This window comes from Virgibacillus subterraneus (genome assembly GCF_900110695.1).
In the GTDB taxonomy this organism is placed as follows: domain Bacteria; phylum Bacillota; class Bacilli; order Bacillales; family Amphibacillaceae; genus Lentibacillus; species Lentibacillus subterraneus.
Map to the genome: position 1 here is coordinate 279,389 of NZ_FOEH01000003.1, position 16,982 is coordinate 296,370.

14 protein-coding genes are annotated in these 16,982 nt (G+C 38.7%); 11 read left to right on the forward strand and 3 right to left on the reverse strand.

Going from position 1 to position 16,982, the window contains the following annotated elements; all coding sequences use genetic code 11:
- Window positions 1–87: 87 nt before the first annotated feature.
- A complete protein-coding gene (locus BMY13_RS11060; protein ID WP_092504587.1) occupies window positions 88–1,041 on the forward strand; it encodes a hydroxyacid dehydrogenase in 954 nt (317 codons plus the stop codon).
- Between the two features lie 197 nt (window positions 1,042–1,238).
- Here BMY13_RS11060 and BMY13_RS11065 read toward each other — a convergent pair whose 3' ends face one another.
- Window positions 1,239–2,054 (reverse strand): helix-turn-helix domain-containing protein, encoded by an 816-nt coding sequence (locus BMY13_RS11065; RefSeq protein ID WP_092493718.1) that lies wholly within the window; start codon window positions 2,052–2,054, stop codon window positions 1,239–1,241.
- A gap of 236 nt (window positions 2,055–2,290) precedes the next feature.
- Between BMY13_RS11065 and sda the strand changes: the two genes are divergently transcribed.
- From sda to BMY13_RS11100, 7 genes are all read left to right on the forward strand, one after another.
- On the forward strand, window positions 2,291–2,458 hold the full coding sequence (gene sda / locus BMY13_RS11070) for a sporulation histidine kinase inhibitor Sda (protein WP_092493719.1): 168 nt from the start codon (window positions 2,291–2,293) through the stop codon (window positions 2,456–2,458).
- A gap of 298 nt (window positions 2,459–2,756) precedes the next feature.
- Window positions 2,757–4,121 (forward strand): sigma-54 interaction domain-containing protein, encoded by a 1,365-nt coding sequence (locus BMY13_RS11075; RefSeq protein ID WP_092504589.1) that lies wholly within the window; start codon window positions 2,757–2,759, stop codon window positions 4,119–4,121.
- A 217-nt stretch (window positions 4,122–4,338) separates the two neighbouring features.
- Window positions 4,339–5,034 carry a CoA transferase subunit A gene (locus BMY13_RS11080; RefSeq protein WP_092493721.1) on the forward strand — a complete coding sequence of 232 codons (696 nt, stop codon included), beginning with the start codon at window positions 4,339–4,341 and terminating at the stop codon, window positions 5,032–5,034.
- A gap of 17 nt (window positions 5,035–5,051) precedes the next feature.
- Window positions 5,052–5,726, forward strand: coding sequence for a 3-oxoacid CoA-transferase subunit B (locus BMY13_RS11085; protein ID WP_092493722.1), 675 nt, complete (start codon window positions 5,052–5,054; stop codon window positions 5,724–5,726).
- An 18-nt stretch (window positions 5,727–5,744) separates the two neighbouring features.
- A complete protein-coding gene (locus tag BMY13_RS11090) occupies window positions 5,745–6,524 on the forward strand; it encodes a 3-hydroxybutyrate dehydrogenase (RefSeq protein ID WP_092493723.1) in 780 nt (259 codons plus the stop codon).
- A gap of 85 nt (window positions 6,525–6,609) precedes the next feature.
- On the forward strand, window positions 6,610–7,788 hold the full coding sequence (locus tag BMY13_RS11095) for a thiolase family protein (protein ID WP_092493724.1): 1,179 nt from the start codon (window positions 6,610–6,612) through the stop codon (window positions 7,786–7,788).
- 35 nt (window positions 7,789–7,823) lie between these two features.
- On the forward strand, window positions 7,824–9,107 hold the full coding sequence (locus BMY13_RS11100; protein ID WP_092493725.1) for a GntP family permease: 1,284 nt from the start codon (window positions 7,824–7,826) through the stop codon (window positions 9,105–9,107).
- A gap of 423 nt (window positions 9,108–9,530) precedes the next feature.
- Here the strand turns inward: BMY13_RS11100 and BMY13_RS11105 are convergent, their stop codons facing one another.
- Complete coding sequence (locus BMY13_RS11105; protein WP_245736095.1) at window positions 9,531–11,549, reverse strand: exo-alpha-sialidase; 2,019 nt, start codon at window positions 11,547–11,549, stop codon at window positions 9,531–9,533.
- A gap of 1,615 nt (window positions 11,550–13,164) precedes the next feature.
- Here BMY13_RS11105 and BMY13_RS11110 point away from each other — a divergent pair.
- From BMY13_RS11110 to BMY13_RS11120, 3 genes are all read left to right on the forward strand, one after another.
- Window positions 13,165–13,965: an SDR family NAD(P)-dependent oxidoreductase gene (locus BMY13_RS11110; protein ID WP_217649054.1), complete on the forward strand. Its 801-nt coding sequence runs from the start codon at window positions 13,165–13,167 to the stop codon at window positions 13,963–13,965.
- A gap of 368 nt (window positions 13,966–14,333) precedes the next feature.
- Window positions 14,334–14,726, forward strand: a complete 393-nt coding sequence (locus BMY13_RS11115) for a RidA family protein (RefSeq protein WP_092504593.1) — start codon at window positions 14,334–14,336, stop codon at window positions 14,724–14,726.
- Window positions 14,727–14,893: 167 nt separating this feature from the next.
- Window positions 14,894–15,730, forward strand: a complete 837-nt coding sequence (locus BMY13_RS11120) for a fumarylacetoacetate hydrolase family protein (protein WP_092504595.1) — start codon at window positions 14,894–14,896, stop codon at window positions 15,728–15,730.
- Window positions 15,731–15,866: 136 nt separating this feature from the next.
- Here the strand turns inward: BMY13_RS11120 and BMY13_RS11125 are convergent, their stop codons facing one another.
- Window positions 15,867–16,676 (reverse strand): IclR family transcriptional regulator, encoded by an 810-nt coding sequence (locus BMY13_RS11125; protein WP_139184817.1) that lies wholly within the window; start codon window positions 16,674–16,676, stop codon window positions 15,867–15,869.
- Window positions 16,677–16,982: the final 306 nt, after the last annotated feature.

The following is a 16,982-nucleotide window of genomic DNA, read 5'->3' on the forward strand; positions in this document are numbered from 1 at the left end:
TTAGGAACTTTAGAACAGTATAATTAAGTCAAGAGTCAGGAACAGATACATAGGTAAATAAATTACTCACATAGGGAGTGAAGGCTCATGAAGGTGCTCATAACCGAGTTAATGTGGGATGATGGAATTGAAGAGCTCAAGCGCAATGGCTATTCCGTGGATTATGATATGGAGTTGTCACGGAAAAGAAGTGAACTGCTTGAATTGGCACCGGCCTATGATGCACTCATTGTCAGGAATGAAACAAAGGTCGATGCTGAATTGCTTGATGCAGCAATAAACACCAAAGTCATCGGCCGTCTTGGTGTTGGACTCGATAACATTGATCTGGACGCGGCAAAAGCCAGAAACATGCCAGTCATCCCGGCTATACATGCGAATGCGACGTCTGTTGCAGAGTATGTAATGGCATCAATGCTGGATGCCTATCGTCCTTTGGCTAAAGCAGATGCTGATGTTCGTCAGGGCAATTGGGATCGAAAGTTCTTTACGGGATACGAATTAAACAGGAAAACGCTCGGACTTGTCGGAATGGGTGAAATTGCCCACCGTGTTGCTAAACGGGCCAATGCTTTCGGAATGAATATCATGGGCTATGATCCATTTGTTAAGCCATTCGATCATATACTGGCAGAAACCGGTGTTCGGCCGGTGGAAACACTTGATGAGTTGCTTACTCACTCAGACTTTGTTTCCATCCATGTCCCACTGACAAAAGCAACACGGCATATGATCAGCAAAGATAATTTTGAATGCATGAAGCACCATGCTTATGTGATCAATTCAGCAAGAGGCGGAATCGTGCATGAGCAGGATTTGGTGGAGGCTGTGCAATCTGGGGAAATTGCCGGGGCGTATCTTGATGTACTGGAAACAGAGCCTGTTCAGAAGGGTTCTCCACTTTCCAAGGTTGAATCCATCCACCTTTCCCCACATATTGCCGGTTTAACAGATGAATCGCAATCCCGTACAGCTATGCTGGTTGCGAGAGAAGTGATGAAAGTTCTGGAAGGCGGAAAGTCTCTTTGTGCGGTGGTATGATTTGCGTTGCGTCTCCAGGTATGGAAGAGCATGACATTACACGGCTACTAAACTAAATCCAGTATTCCAATTCTCTGCAGGACCAACTTTTAAAGACCTCCAAATCCTCACTGGATACATAGGATTGGAGGTCTTCAGTTTGATATAATTCAAATCCGTCACGGGCATGTTTCCTAACATATTTAAATCCTGTTCTACTATTTCACTTGGATGAACAGGGAAGGGAAGATAAACGATTTATTACATGAACGATAAAACGGAGAATCTACTATTTCAGAATCCGTCATAAGATAGGAATAGCAATGCATCTTCTTGATATGCAGACCTGCTGAGATCAGCGAAGAGTCATATGCACGTAAAAATAATATATTTCTGTGAGTTACTTTCAAAGTATGATCTTCTTCTAAATCAAGGTAACTGCCTAACTCCGCAATCCAATCATTTTCGGTATATTGCTCTTCAAACATCCATATACGTACAGGATTTTCTTCTTTAAACATATCCTGTAATTTATGAAATATACCTACGATATCCTTAGGTTCATTCTGAAGTATCACTTCCTGGTCGATAAAATAAATATGATCTTCTATTTCACTTTTCGTTAAGAAATTTTCCAGTCGTTGCTGAATTTGTATGTAATTCCTTTTTTGTTCGATGATAATACAATAACTGTCTTGATGAACACCGGTAATAAGGAATGTTACTACATGTTCAAGATAGTTATCAAAATTATTAAAGAGGTATAGTATATCTCCTCTATTCATACTTCTGAAATATTCAGGTATATGACGATATGAAGGGGTTCTCTGATCAATATTAAGATTATCCTGAAAAAATTTCATAGGATCAAAATTTAAAACTTTTGCGATGTTTAGAGCAATGTTAAAACTGGGATTACGCTTTCCAGTTTCAATTTGTGAATAAAAAGCCCTGTCAATATAAGCATCTAAAGCCACTTTTTCCTGCGTGAATTGTTTTGACTTACGAAGTCGGATTAACCATTCTCTCTTCATTACTCCCCCCCCCAGTCTTATGATGCAAGTTTTTACTATACCCTTTAGGTAGTAAAATCAATATGCCTTCGTTTGTGGCAATTCGACACATTTCGCTTTTCGTCTTGAATTGAAAGCATCCTGTAGGTAACATTTATTATATTAAATAGAAAGATAGAGATTGCTATACTTATTATACCATGAAAATTCTGATTTATTTTCGATAGATTAAATATAATTATAATAGGGGTATTAAAATGATGATATATTTAAGTGACGAAGCGTTATTAAACGCATATAAGAAGGCGTTGAGACTAAAACTGGAAAGAGATTTTATTGATTTATTAATGATTGAGCTTGATAGAAGGGGAATTGCTTTCAGAAACTACGAAACAGAGTTATTAACCGAACTGACTGCGGAATGAACATGAGTGTTATGAGAACCTGGTCGAGTATTTTTCTGCAGCGTTGGATCAGCACTTCCCATATAAAGGATGGAAGGAAATCAAGATGAAGTCGTGGCGCAGTTTATATCAGCTACTTGTTAAGATTCATTTCCTGGAAAAAGCAACAATCTTTTTAAAACAGCCTATCTAATAACTTATTATAAGTCATTCGTTCGTTAAACAGTTGGTACAATTTGGATTGCTTGTCTCAATAGAAACCTGTTTCCCCCCTTATTCTTTTTGTTATAATATAATTGACGTATGGAGGGGTGTAACAATGCATCATTTAGCAGACAAATATAAAGAAGAGATTTTTGAAACGGTTTTTGAGAACGCTTACCATTGTTTCGTTGTAGTAAATGGTGATGGCTTGATAACATACATGAATAATACGTATTGTGACTTTCTGGAAACAAATAAACAAGAAGTGATTGGCAGACATGTAACCGATGTCATTGAAAATAGCAGAATGCATATAGTTGCTAAATCCGGAAAGGAAGAAATTGCTGACCTTCAATATATCCGTGGTAATCATATGATCGCAAATCGTATTCCTGTACGTTCTGATGGGGAAGTAGTTGGCGCCGTTGGAACCGTCCTGTTTCGTGATACAAAAGAATGGAAAAAGATGAACAGTCATATAAAGGATTTATTACTGGAGCTCGAACATTACCGCAGTCAATTGAATAATCAGCATGGAACAACATACTCGCTCCATGATATTGTAGGCAGTTCCCCGCAAATGAATGAATTGAAGAATAAAATAAAAAAAGTTTCACCTGGCGATGTTTCCGTATTGCTAAGAGGAGAGAGTGGAACAGGTAAAGAACTGTTCGCGCACAGTATTCATCACCTGAGTGAACGAAGTAGTAACCCTTTTATTAAGGTTAACTGTGCAGCGATACCTGAACATTTACTGGAATCGGAATTATTCGGCTATAAAGAAGGTGCTTTTACAGGAGCTAAAAAGGGTGGCAAATTAGGTAAGTTTCAGCTTGCTAATGGTGGTACCGTTTTTTTAGATGAAATTGGAGATATGCCATTAAGTGCCCAAGTAAAGATTTTAAGGGTTTTACAAGAAGGAGAAGTTGAAGCGCTTGGGGCAAATGATACTCAAAAGATAGATGTGCGGATTATAGCTGCCACAAATCAGTCCCTGGAAAAATTAATCGAAGAACAGCGCTTTCGGGATGATTTATTTTACCGGATAAATGTTGTACAGGTTCAGATACCTCCACTTAGAGAACGAACAGAGGATTTGCGGGTTTTATCCAAATATATCCTTAGCAAAGTGACAAAGCGCTCAGGTAAACGGGTTATCGACTTCGACCAGACTGTTTTGGACTGTTTCATGACATATCAATGGCCGGGGAATATTAGGGAATTGGAAAATGTTATTGAATCGGCGGTCCACTTAACGAATACCGAAATTATTACATTGGAAGACTTACCAGACCATATCCAGCCCAATTCCTATATCCTGCAACAGAATGGCACGTTAAAGGAAATCCTGAATAACACGGAAAAGCAAACGATTGAAAGAAGTTTAAATAAAGCAAACGGCGATAAGATGAAGGCTGCAAAACTGCTGGGAATCGGCAAATCTAAATTGTACGATAAGATAAAAAAATATGGAATATAAACTTTCCGTGATTTCGGAAATGTATTCCGTGTTCGTGGAATTACTATATAAGTAAGGGCTTACATTACTATTAAATAAGAATTCAAATCCATTTTCCGTAAAATCGGAATTTGGATTTTTTTCGTTCGAGCTAAAAACGTCGATATTGTGACATTTTCTTAAGATCACTGAAGTTGGCATGGTTTTTGCATATATAATTGTGAGAGGAGTGTAAAAGATGAAAAATACCTATACATCATTTAATGAAGCAGTTAAGAACATTCAGGACGGTTCCACTATTATGGTGGGCGGATTTGGCCTTGTCGGAATTCCGGAGAATCTGATACTTGCTTTAGTGGAATCGAATGTAAAGCATCTGACTGTAATATCCAACAATTGCGGTGTTGATGATTGGGGTCTTGGGCTGCTGCTGAAAAATAAACAGATTGATAAAATGATTGGCTCGTATGTTGGGGAAAACAAGGAATTTGAACGCCAGGTTTTATCAGGTGATTTAGAGGTTGAGCTTGTTCCTCAAGGCACATTAGCAGAGAGAATTCGCGCGGGCGGAGCTGGAATACCTGCATTTTATACACCAGCTGGAGTCGGGACACCACTTGCAGAAGGTGTGGAAGTACGAACATTTGATAATAAGGAGTACTTGCTACAGACTGCATTAAAAGCAGATTTCAGTCTTGTTCGGGCAGCAAAAGGGGACAAAAACGGAAACCTTGTGTACAACAAAACAGCCCGTAACTTTAGTCCATCGATTGCTGCAGCAGGAGAGGTGACAATTGCTGAAGTTGAGCAGCTGGTTGAACCGGGTGATCTTGACCCAGACCATATTCACACCCCTGGTATTTATGTGCAAGGGCTAATTGAAGGTAAGCAAGAGAAACGGATCGAACGATTAACATTAAGAAAACAAGCTTAAGAGGAGGATAATTATTTATGGTAAACCAAGCCGATAAAGCCACAATCCGTGAAAACATTGCAAAACGTGCGGAGCAGGAAATTGAAAGCGGTTCATATGTGAATTTAGGAATTGGCATGCCGACAATGGTTGCAAATTATATTCAGCAAGGTAAAGAAGTTGTTCTTCAGTCAGAGAATGGCTTGCTTGGTATTGGCAGATCACCAGAAGAGGAGGAAGTCGATCCTGATTTAATTAATGCCGGAAAAGAAACCGTTACAGCATCATTAGGTGCATCTTATTTTAGCAGTTCGGAATCCTTTGGCATGATTCGCGGAGGACACCTCGATCTTGCTATCCTCGGTGGCATGGAAGTTTCAGCAACAGGAGATTTAGCTAATTGGATGATCCCTGGAAAAATGATCAAGGGGATGGGTGGCGCAATGGATATTGTCCATGGAGCTAAAAAAATTGTTATTATCATGGATCATGTTAACAAACATGGCCAGCCGAAAATTTTAAAAGCATGCACACTTCCGTTAACAGGAAAAGGTGTTGTTAACCGGATAATAACGGATCGAGCAGTAATTGATGTTACTGATGCTGGACTAGAATTAGTAGAGGTAACGAACGGCTGGACAGTTGATGAGGTTATTCAATCTACAGAAGCAGAACTTATTGTGAGTGAAAATTTGAAAACGGCATCACTTTAAAAAAATGGAGGGATTCACATGTTAGTAGATAATAAAGTTGTTTTTATTACAGGTGCAGCAAGTGGAATAGGGTACGAGATTGGTGTTGATTTTGCTGAGAATGGAGCAAAGGTTGTTTTCTCAGATATCAATGAAGCAAAAGTTAATGAAGTTACGGAAAAACTGAGTAAAGAAGGGCATGACTGCTTTGGAATAAAGTGTGATGTAACAAAGGAAGATGAGCTCACCTCAGCCATTGATAAAACGGTTGAACGATATGGCAGAATTGATGTTTTGATCAACAATGCCGGGTTACAGCATGTTGCGTCAATTGAAGACTTTCCAACTGAAAAATTCGAATTCATTACAAAGGTTATGCTTGTTGCACCATTTATGGCAACAAAACATGTATTTCCAATCATGAAGAAACAAGGATATGGCCGGATTTTAAATATGGCATCGATTAATGGATTAATCGGTTTTGCTGGAAAAGCCGCTTATAACAGTTCAAAACATGGTGTGATTGGACTGACAAAAGTTACAGCGCTAGAGGGAGCTGAACACGGAATTACAGTTAATGCTGTATGTCCAGGTTACGTGGATACCCCGCTTGTCCGAAATCAGCTTGAAGATTTGGCAGGTAACCGAAATGTTTCACTCGAAAAAGTGTTAGAGGATGTTATTTATCCGTTAGTTCCACAGAAACGCCTGTTATCTGTTAAGGAGATCTCTGATTACACAATGTTCCTTGCCAGTGATAAAGCAAAAGGTGTAACAGGTCAGGCAGTTGTATTAGATGGAGGCTACACAGCACAGTAAAAGGGACATGGGGACAGGTCCCTTGTCCCGGAATATCAAACACAGCTCAATAAATAGAATCTGCTAATCTATGAGGAGTGAGAAGATGAACGATGTATATATTTTAGAAGGGGCACGAACTCCGTTTGGAACTTTCGGGGGAGGCCTTAAAGACAGCGACCCAACAGATCTTGGTGTAACAGCAAGCAAGGAAGCAATCAGACGCAGCGGGATAAGTCCTGAGGATATCAACTTAACTGTGATGGGGAATGTTATTCACTCGTCCAAAAATGCTCCATATCTCTCGAGACATGTTGCATTAAAAACCGGTATCCCACATGCAAGCCCAGCTCTTGCGGTGAATCGCCTGTGTGGATCAGGGTTACAATCGGTAGTTTCTGCAGCTCAATCAATCATGCTTGGTGAAGGTCAAGTGGCGCTTGCTGGTGGTGTTGAAAGCATGAGTCTGTCACCACATGCACTAAGAGGAAGTCGTTTTGGAACGAATTTGGGAACACCTCAAATTGATGACATGCTCTGGGCCGCTTTGACAGATGAATATATTGGCGGTGGTATGGGATTAACGGCAGAAAACCTTGCAGAAAAATATTCTATCTCACGTGCGGAGCAAGATGAATACGCTTACCTGAGCCATCAGCGGGCAGCAGAGGCTAGAAATCAGGGTAAGTTTGCAGAAGAAATAACGCCTGTTGAAGTGAAATCCAGAAAAGGTTCAACTTATGTTGAGAATGACGAGCAGATCCGTGAAGATACAAGTACCGAAAAACTTGCTAAATTAAAACCTGCCTTTAAAAAGGATGGCACGGTAACTGGCGGAAATGCCAGCGGGATAAATGATGGTGCTGGTGCAGTAGTTTTGGCAGATGAAAAGTTTGTCCAAGAAAACAAGGCAACCCCAATTGCGAAGATAATCTCATGGGGAGTAGGCGGTGTTGACCCAGCCTATATGGGTATTGGCCCGGTTCCTGCCATTAATAAAGCTTTGGCGAACTCGAATTTATCATTAGATGATATTGATTTAATAGAAGTAAATGAAGCATTTTCGGCACAATATCTTGCTGTTGAAAAAGAGTTAGGTCTGGACAGGGAAAAAGTGAACGTCAATGGTGGAGCTATAGCATTAGGTCATCCAATTGGCGCAAGCGGTACACGAGTGCTTTATGCCGTTATAAAAGAATTACAGAGAAGAAATAAAAAATATGGAATTGCTTCTTTATGTATTGGTGGCGGCCAAGGCATCGCTATGGTTGTAGAAGCAACGTAATTTAATTGATTTATATTTTTAGGAGGGGTTTTTGAATGTTTGGTATTTTACTAGGACTTGTCGTATTAATGGTACTAGCGTATCTGGGATGGTCGATTATATGGGTAGCACCAATTGCTGCCGGGGTAGTGGCAATCACAGGTGGTTTGGATATTCTCGAGGCATACAAAGACACATATATGGGTGGGTTTGTCTCGTTCGCAAAAGACTGGTTCCCTGTATTTATGCTTGGGGCAGTATTTGGTAAATTAATGGAAGATACAGGGATGGCAAGATCTGTTGCAGTTGCGTTTACTAAAGTTATCGGCACGCAGCGTGCAATATTGGGTGTGCTGGTTTCCGCAGCAGTATTAACATATGGAGGAGTAAGTTTATTCGTAGTTGTATTTGCTGTTTATCCTCTTGCATTAACATTGTTCCGTGAAGCAAATATCAGCAGAAAACTGATACCAGCAACGGTTGCGCTTGGTGCATTTACATTTACCATGACAGCTATACCCGGAACACCACAGATACAAAATCTGATTCCGATGGATTATTTTCATACTGACGCTATGGCAGCTCCTGTCATGGGGATAGTTGCAGGGATAGTAATGGCTGTTGGTGGTTACTTGTACTTACGCTGGCGTGAAAAAAAGATGACAGCGAAAGGAGAAGTTTTTACGGAGCCAAAGGATAACAAATTTATTAATGTGGAGGGAGATACACCTTCATTTCTGTTATCGATATTACCACTTTTAACAGTTCTAATTACATTGAATGTATTTGGCTGGGATGTTGTAGTGGCGCTGATAGCAGGAATTGTGTTAATTATGGCGCTTAATATTTCGAAATTTAAAGGTTTTGTTAAAACAATTAATGCCGGAGCAGTTGGTTCTGTAACAGCGATAATTAATACAAGTGCAGCAGTAGGATTTGGTACGGTAGTTAGGGCTGTTCCTGGGTTCGAACGGTTAACAGAACTGCTAATGGGAGTAAAAGGGAATCCGTTAATTTCCGAAGCAATTGCTGTTAATATACTTGCTGGTGCCACAGGTTCGGCTTCAGGTGGTATGGGTATAGCTTTGGAAGCTCTTGGAGATAAGTATTATCAAATATCCCAAAACACAGGAATAGATCCAGAACAGCTTCACCGGATTGCATCACTTTCGTCAGGCGGACTTGATGCCCTTCCACACAATGGAGCCGTACTGACACTATTCGCAATAACAGGAATGACACACAAAGACAGCTATAAAGACTTATTTGTCGTTGCAGTGCTAATACCAGTAATTTCCGTAATCGTAGTAATCCTACTAGCTACAATCGGAATCTTTTAAGGGACAATTGGGACAGGTTGAGACCACTGATAAAGTGCCCTTTTTAAAATAGGTTTCTACGAAAAAGAGTACAGATTCTCAAAAATCTGTACTCTTTTCAAAGGGCATTTTGTAAAAGCTGTCGATATCAAACTATGCGTTGGACTTAAATGAAACTGTCATATAAGGAACCGTTGGGAAGTCGGGGGTACTCCTTCCTACTCGATTTTTGAACACAACTTATATTATATGCACATATATAAACAGCTGGTAGACTTCCCAATACAAGAGAGCTCTTTAATAAAAATTATACAATCATATTTTAATTATAAACCCTAGGAGATATGATCGCTGAACTATATCAAATAGAGCAAAGAGACAGGTTAGTATTTAAGTTTAACCAGATCATGTCTCATATTAACTATTTGGATTCTATAAATATAGTTAATCATTTTTTACTGCTGCTCTAAACTTTACTTGAACATCTTCTCTGACGTTGTTAATTACAAAAGAGTAGGATTTTCCGGTGTTTGGTTGGTGAATCTTTATATATGGATCAGATACATTTAAATTTGAGAACTTATGGATAAGTCGTCCATCTTCTATTCTTGATGTAAACGACCAGTCTGTCACTTCAGTATAGTTATCATTATCTTTACTCGAGAATAACCGATAGTCATTTTCACCTAGACCACTCGTACTGTTACGGTTACGTAATTCTACTGTATCAATAACTTGTGTATCAGGAATATCTACCTTAATACCCAAGCTGCGAGAGTGATAGTCCAAAGCTAGAGGTCCAGTGGTACAAGCATTATCCCAACCATATATGTGTCGAGTTTTCGGTGACACATCTAGTTCGGCAAAACCAACTTGGACATGATTTATTGGCGGTTTTCTGTCTAACAGTTGTAGCACATCGCCGTTTTTAACCCCAACATCAGCTAAAGATCTTTCACGGTCTAGTGGAATTCCATTTTTCAGTAAGGCGAGTGAGTTAGATTTAATACAACTAAGCTTCGATGCTTCTGTGTCAATTACATCTTGAACAATAGTATCACTTGCATGACTTGTTTTCCGTACTGCAAACGGCCATGCCCATTGGTCACGGTCATTTCGTTCTATAAAGAAATCAGGGTTTGTCTCAGACTCTTCTTTTGCAGTTTCGTACTGATCCATGCATGCATTTTGATCAGAGGTTTCCTCAATTACATTGGCTACAATTTTGTAAGGAGCACCATCAAGGGAAACTTGAAATAAAACTAGCAGTTGATTTTTATTTAGTTGGTAAAAAGCTGGCTCCCCGGTTGCTGCACCCAAATTAGTTGTACCACTTGGATCCTGTAAATAAGTAGCTTGTTCCCAAGTGACACCAGCATCATAAGATACACTAATAGCAGCTTTTCCCATCCGTTTTCCTGATTCGGATAAGTATCTATGACCCATAATTAGTTTAGATTTACCTTTAGGCAAGTATTTGGTACATTGACCTAGAGATAAGGATAATGCTTCTGCTTGTTGTCCAGTTGCTACTGGATCTGTCCATGTTTTTCCTTGATCACTTGAGTAAGATAAGTAAACTTGCCCTTTGTTTGGCCCCACCCCCGCTGCATAGCGAATAATAGCAACAATCCGACCATCAGGAAGAACTTGTAATGCTAATTCATTTGCTCCACTTGGATATTTGCTTCCATGATATGGTGGATATTGGGGTGGATTATTTGGGTCATAGGCAATCGTGCTATAGTCAGTCCATGTTTCCCCACCATCAAAGGAACGAAGTACACCTGATCGCCATCTCATTGGATCTGTTTCCCAATCATCAACAAGCTTGGTTGCCCCCCAAATTGGCAGTAGAAGTGTACCATCATCTAATTCAAGTATTTGACTACCACCAACATGGGCTTCTCGAATTGGTTGCGGAAGATCAACAGCACTATCTTTTCCTTGCCAAGTTTCACCGTTATCTGTGGAGGTCGCAATAAATAATTTAGATTCACGATTGTTATAATTGGAGTGATTTACAGCATCATTGTACGGTAGTAAAATTTTTTTATTCTTGAGGGTAGTCATTCCACGTGTGAAAGAAATACTTCCTTGTTCACCGAAGAGCTTAGAGTACGCTACAAGTTCAGATGGTCCCCACGTACGTCCCTTATCTGTTGAACGGATTAACCTTAGTTCTCCGCCAGGGTGTGCATCACCAGATGTATTAAATACAGCTAATAAATCCCCATTAGGTGCCTCAGTTATAGCAGGACGCTGTGCCTGCGAAATTTTTCCATCAGGGAAAGTGTTTTCATCTGTCACATTCCAGGCTTCTACAACCTGTAGACCTGAAGATTCAGCAGCTTCGATACTTTCTGAAAATAGCAATCCCGTAAACAAAACAACAAAAATAAAGGAAATAGCTATTCTTTGAATTAATGTAAAGTTCAAACCTCTTATTCCGTCAACTTTCATTATCAAACAAACCATCCTTTCCATATATTGAGTTATCTAATTCACAATGACTATGGATATTTCATAAAATTCTCAAGTCATTTCACATCACACCTTGTCTAGGTTTTATTGAGTAAAACATTAATTTTACTCAAGTATAATCTTACCAGCTTGCCAAATGCTTGTAAACCTAATATTTGGAATATTATATAAATTAATTCGGATGTAGGATGAGATGATGATGGGCCGCTATCGCCTGTGACCTAAAGTTGTTCTGCTTCCCGACTTATCCCACTTAGCAGAAACAGTAAGAAACAGGGTCTGAAAGAAATTGAAAAGACGATCCGATAAAAGTTTTTTTATCTCGGGATCCTCCTTCCGATCAATCTTTTCACCCGGCCAAGTTTAGATAGGGGAGATTTCTCACCTTTCTTACCTATTTAAGTTTACGCTTACGGGAATTTTTACTTTTCTTTTTATGGTGGCCTTCTTTTTATTAAGGAGAAAATTCAGTGTAACGAAAGTATCGGAAGGAACAATACAAAAAAACAGACCTCGAATTAATGGGCAAAGCATAAGAAAGAGTGTGATGTGGACAAAGTCGCAAATAATCTTTGTTAAAAAGAACAGCGAAGCATGGGTTTCAAGCATATTATGTTTAGGGGACAGCTAGTTCCCAAGTAAAGAGTTTATTTCTCCTTTAGAGGTATCAAAAACGAATTGGTGCAATGAAAAAGGACTTTAGAAAATATGATAATAGCGGAAATTTAGTGAACAACAAGCAAATCCAGAAACCCTTAAGAAAGAGGGGAAGGAGAAGCGTTGTCGCAAAAGGGATGATGTACGCTATTTTGAAGTGACTGTCGACTATGTAGGTATTGTTGAAACGATGAAACTTTATTTTTGTTTGATATCCGTATCCAAAAGATTGGAAACCTTTCCTCTTTATGGATAAGACTTTGTCTCTCATTGAAATGCTTGGGGTGTATTCCATCCGCTGGATAGTTAAAAGTTTTTTTCAAGGAGGAAAAGCAACAACTACGATTAGGGAAATGCCAATCGCAGAACTTCAATACTCAGGTTGTCCATATAACAATAACGTATAATTTTTTTATTCCATTTAGGCCTATTTTCGTAGGATTAATGATATGAAACACTGGGTGGATTGTTTGAAGAATTATAGGATGAGATAAGGATGAAAGAGTATTGTCGAGAGCTATAGAACCTGTTTGAAAAGCTTTTGTATGTGAACATTACCTCAGTTTTCGTATCCGGAACTGTTGGTATTCAAACATAACATCTCTAAAATATGAATACGTTAAAGAGCTACTTGAAGGAGGTAAGGTAGCTTAATAGAACAAAATGTAATAGAGAGAATCCCCCATAGTCACAGGATAATTCAGCTAAAAACCAGACTTGCCGGTACGCGAAATTCAAATAAATTCATAATTATGATTATATTTTGACAATTATTATCAATGATGATAACCTAAAGTAAAATCAAGGTTTAATCTGATAAAAACTTCTGTGGTTTTATGCGGTTTATCAAGATGAATCGCTCATTTGAATATGAAAGTTATGTTGTTTCAAAAAATATAAAAAAAAGATTTAAAGAAATAATGGGAGGTGACAAAAAATGCAGACATTGAAAATGTTTCGACTTGACAAACAAGTGGCAATTGTTACAGGTGGTGCTGGTTTATATGGAAAACATATCTCTTTAGCTTTATGTGAGGGTGGTGCAAAGGTGGTCATTGCTTCACGAAATGCTGCCAAATGCAAGGAACAAGCGAATAATTTGCGAAAACAGGGGTATGAAGCTATTGGTCTAAAGTTAGATTTAAGTAATAAACAAGATATCCGAGATTTTACAAAGCGGATTATACAGATGTATGGTCAAATTGATATCTTAGTGAATAATTCAGTTTCCCGTTATGGATTAAACGATTTGGAAGAAACAACAGTCGAAGGTTGGGAAAACGCTCAAAAAGTGAATGGTACAGGTTTGATGTCGATTTGCCAGCATGTTGTCCAACATATGAAGCAACAAAAAAAGGGGAATATTATCAACATATCTTCTATTCAGGGTGTGCAGGGCCCACATTTCCCTGTTTATGGAAACACAGGGATGACTAGTGGCATCGAATATACATATGCCAAATGGGGGATGGTTGGGATCACGAAATGGATGTCCAACTATTACGGGAAGGATAATATTCGTGTCAACTGCATTAGCCCCGGCGGTTACAATGAGGTTGGTTCTAAAGATGAAATAAAGGCAGAAGAATTTGTAGAAAATTACAGGAAGATGACTCCTTTAGGAAGATTTGCTGAGGCTGATGACATTAAAGGGGCTATTGTTTTTATGGCATCTGAGGCATCCCGTTACATGACCGGTCATAATTTAATAATAGATGGAGGTTGGTCCAATTGGTAACTTCGCCAAAGGTTGACAGTTACTGTATATCTGGGCATTCTATTCCCTTGGCAAAGGTTCAGTAGGGTATCAGTCCTTATGATAAAGTAGATTAGATTAGTTAGTAATGTAAAAGTATGCAAATTTTTGAATATAGGCCCAGTTTAAGGGGACAGCAGACCAAAATGAAATGGTATGAAGAGAGCAATTCTCATCTGTAAGGCGATTATATCTCAAAAAAACTTACCTTGAAAAGCTGAGCTTTTTTAAGGTATCCAAAAATTTCACAAAGTATAGAACGGCCATTGACCAGATATAACGAGGTTGATTCAGACCATTTATTACTGCCAGAGTTTCTAATTACAATTGCAATCTGAGAGGAGAAAATAATGACAATACGTAAAGAAGTAATAGCAGAAGAAGCATGTAAACCAGGAAGTTTGTATTCACAAGCCGTCGTTGTTGACGGTTGGGTTTACGTCTCCGGTCAAGGAGCTTTAGATAAGGATGGCAACGTCCTTCAAGGGCTAGATATGAAGAAACAAGCAAAAATTACTATGGGTTATATTCAAGCCATTTTAGAAGAAGCAAAGTCCTCATTGGATCACGTCATAAAAGTTAATGCACATATTACAGACCATGCTTTGTTCGCTGAATATAACGAGGTATATCAAAATTATTTTAAGGTGCCTTTTCCCGCTCGAACAACTGTTGTCAGCGGATTGGCTCCTGGGATGCTAATCGAGATTGATGTGATTGCCAAAATCAAGCCAGATATATAGATACCAATTTCGTCGCTCATTTTGAGAGTCGTTTGGCTGAAGGAGAGCGGCAATACGAAAAGTTTGAACAAGATGTTAGGGCAAACACGAGTGATAATAAAAGATAGTTACTTTGTAACTGATATTGATAATATTGATCATTAATAAAATTGGAGGAGGACTGTACAATGTATTTGTTATCATTTCTACAAAATGGTGTTCAAAAAGTTGGTGTAAAAAAGGAAGAGGGAATCATTTCATTACCTTATACGTTGACTGAATTGTTAAATTGTGATATTAGGCAGGTTGAGCGTTATCTTAAGGAATATGATCTGCCCTTAGTAGACGAAAGCTACATCGAGTATCTGGCATGTGTTCCTCAAGAAGCAAAAATCATTTGTGTAGGATTGAATTATCAGCGCCATGCTGAAGAATCCGGAATGCAGGTGCCAGATTATCCTATTTTGTTTAACAAATTTAATAATACACTTAGAGGGCACCTACAAGAAGTTACATTACCGAATGTTGCCAAGGAATATGATTACGAAGCGGAATTAGGGGTAGTTATCGGGCAGCAGGCAAAGTATATTTCGCGCGAGACAGCTCGGCAATATATTTTCGGTTATTGTAACATCAATGATTTGTCAGCACGTGATTTGCAAAATCGTACAAATCAGTGGTTGACTGGTAAAAGTTTGGATGGTTTTTGCCCAGTAGGCCCCTATCTTGTTACAGCAGATGAAATTAATAATCCCAATAATTTGAGAATAAGTTGCTATTTAAACGGAGAAGTACGTCAGGATTCAAATACATCTGATTTAATTTTCGATGTAGATGAACTTGTCAGCTATATTTCTCAATTTATGACATTAGAGCCTGGTGACATCATTTTAACGGGAACACCTGAAGGGGTCATACTCGGTTATCCTGAAGAGAAGCGGCAATGGTTACAACCTGGTGATGAGGTGACGATAGAAATTGAAAAGATAGGCCGATTAACAAATAAATTTATAAAAGAAAAATAATGAAAATATAGGTTTAGGCCAGCTACTCACACTTTTTCATAGGAAATCTTTCCCTACCTTGAAATGTAGGGAAAGATTTAGAAGGGATTTCTAATGTGACTGTAACTATATTATTGATTTACTCTCTTCTATTTAGTTAAGTTTGATTGTGTTGAAAACCCCGTTTCAGAGAGATATTACGAGTCGTTTTCATGACATCTCTAGCAATTGAAGGAATGTTCGCTTTACTGAAGCGGTGAACGGTTCCGGAAATGCTGATGGCTCCAATGACTTTACCGAGCATATCGAAAATCGGAGCAGATATACATCTGGCCCCCTCTACCTGCTCTTCATCATCGAGTGCATATCCTTTAGCGCGAACTTGTTCCAGTTCAGCCATATAGTCCTTTGTATGGGTGATTGTATTGTTTGTGAATTGGATACTTTCGTTTTCTTGCAGAATCGTACGGACTTCATCTTCTGGTATATGTGCGGCAATTGCCTTTCCAATAGCAGTGGCATGTATCGGACATTTTGTGCCAACGGAGTCTGTCATGCGCAAGGGATACGTTCCTTCAATGATTTCCAGATAAATGACTTCTCCATGGGACAAAACACCCAGATTCACAGTATCCCCATATTTATCGGCCAGTTTTTTCATATCAGGCAAGGAAGCTGATCGCAAAGAATTTTCCTCCAGCAAATTTCTCGTTAGGGACAGTTGCATGAAACCAAGACCATAACCTTTGTCACTGTTGTGACTGATGAACCCTCGTAATTCTAATGTAAGTAGAATACGATACAGAGACGATTTTGGCTGCGAAAGTTGCTCGGCAATTTCATTTAAGCTCATAAATTCATGTCGGGAGAGAATTTCCAGCACATCAAGCGCTTTTTCAATTGAATGGATCGTGTATCTTTTTTTATCTGTTTCATTGTTCATTAAATCACTCCTTAAAGTGTTCACGGCTAGTTTATACCTTTTCACCGTTTCGGATATCACTATTTGTAATTGTAAATGATAATAATAAAATACGAGTTTTGTCAAGTGAAACAAATAATCTTAATTTTGAGTCAAGTTCAAAATTGTCGTTTTACGGAATTTTGAATATCTCTTGTGATGGCCAGTTTCGTTTTCTATAAAAGACTTTATTAAAATTCAAAAAATTCAATAAAAAGGGTTTACAAGTTGTGCGAGTGATGATATATTATTTTTAGTTAATGAAATTAAGGTTTTAATAGGTGAATAAACTAATCTTGCTAGTTTATTCAC

Bases quoted from the DNA above. Each gene is read 5' to 3' on its own strand.
- BMY13_RS11060 (WP_092504587.1), top strand. From the start codon at position 88: ATGAAGGTGCTCATAACCGAGTTAATGTGGGATGATGGAATTGAAGAG.
- BMY13_RS11065 (WP_092493718.1), bottom strand. From the start codon at position 2,054: ATGAAGAGAGAATGGTTAATCCGACTTCGTAAGTCAAAACAATTCACG.
- sda (WP_092493719.1), top strand. From the start codon at position 2,291: ATGATGATATATTTAAGTGACGAAGCGTTATTAAACGCATATAAGAAG.
- BMY13_RS11075 (WP_092504589.1), top strand. From the start codon at position 2,757: ATGCATCATTTAGCAGACAAATATAAAGAAGAGATTTTTGAAACGGTT.
- BMY13_RS11080 (WP_092493721.1), top strand. From the start codon at position 4,339: ATGAAAAATACCTATACATCATTTAATGAAGCAGTTAAGAACATTCAG.
- BMY13_RS11085 (WP_092493722.1), top strand. From the start codon at position 5,052: ATGGTAAACCAAGCCGATAAAGCCACAATCCGTGAAAACATTGCAAAA.
- BMY13_RS11090 (WP_092493723.1), top strand. From the start codon at position 5,745: ATGTTAGTAGATAATAAAGTTGTTTTTATTACAGGTGCAGCAAGTGGA.
- BMY13_RS11095 (WP_092493724.1), top strand. From the start codon at position 6,610: ATGAACGATGTATATATTTTAGAAGGGGCACGAACTCCGTTTGGAACT.
- BMY13_RS11100 (WP_092493725.1), top strand. From the start codon at position 7,824: ATGTTTGGTATTTTACTAGGACTTGTCGTATTAATGGTACTAGCGTAT.
- BMY13_RS11105 (WP_245736095.1), bottom strand. From the start codon at position 11,549: ATGAAAGTTGACGGAATAAGAGGTTTGAACTTTACATTAATTCAAAGA.
- BMY13_RS11110 (WP_217649054.1), top strand. From the start codon at position 13,165: ATGCAGACATTGAAAATGTTTCGACTTGACAAACAAGTGGCAATTGTT.
- BMY13_RS11115 (WP_092504593.1), top strand. From the start codon at position 14,334: ATGACAATACGTAAAGAAGTAATAGCAGAAGAAGCATGTAAACCAGGA.
- BMY13_RS11120 (WP_092504595.1), top strand. From the start codon at position 14,894: ATGTATTTGTTATCATTTCTACAAAATGGTGTTCAAAAAGTTGGTGTA.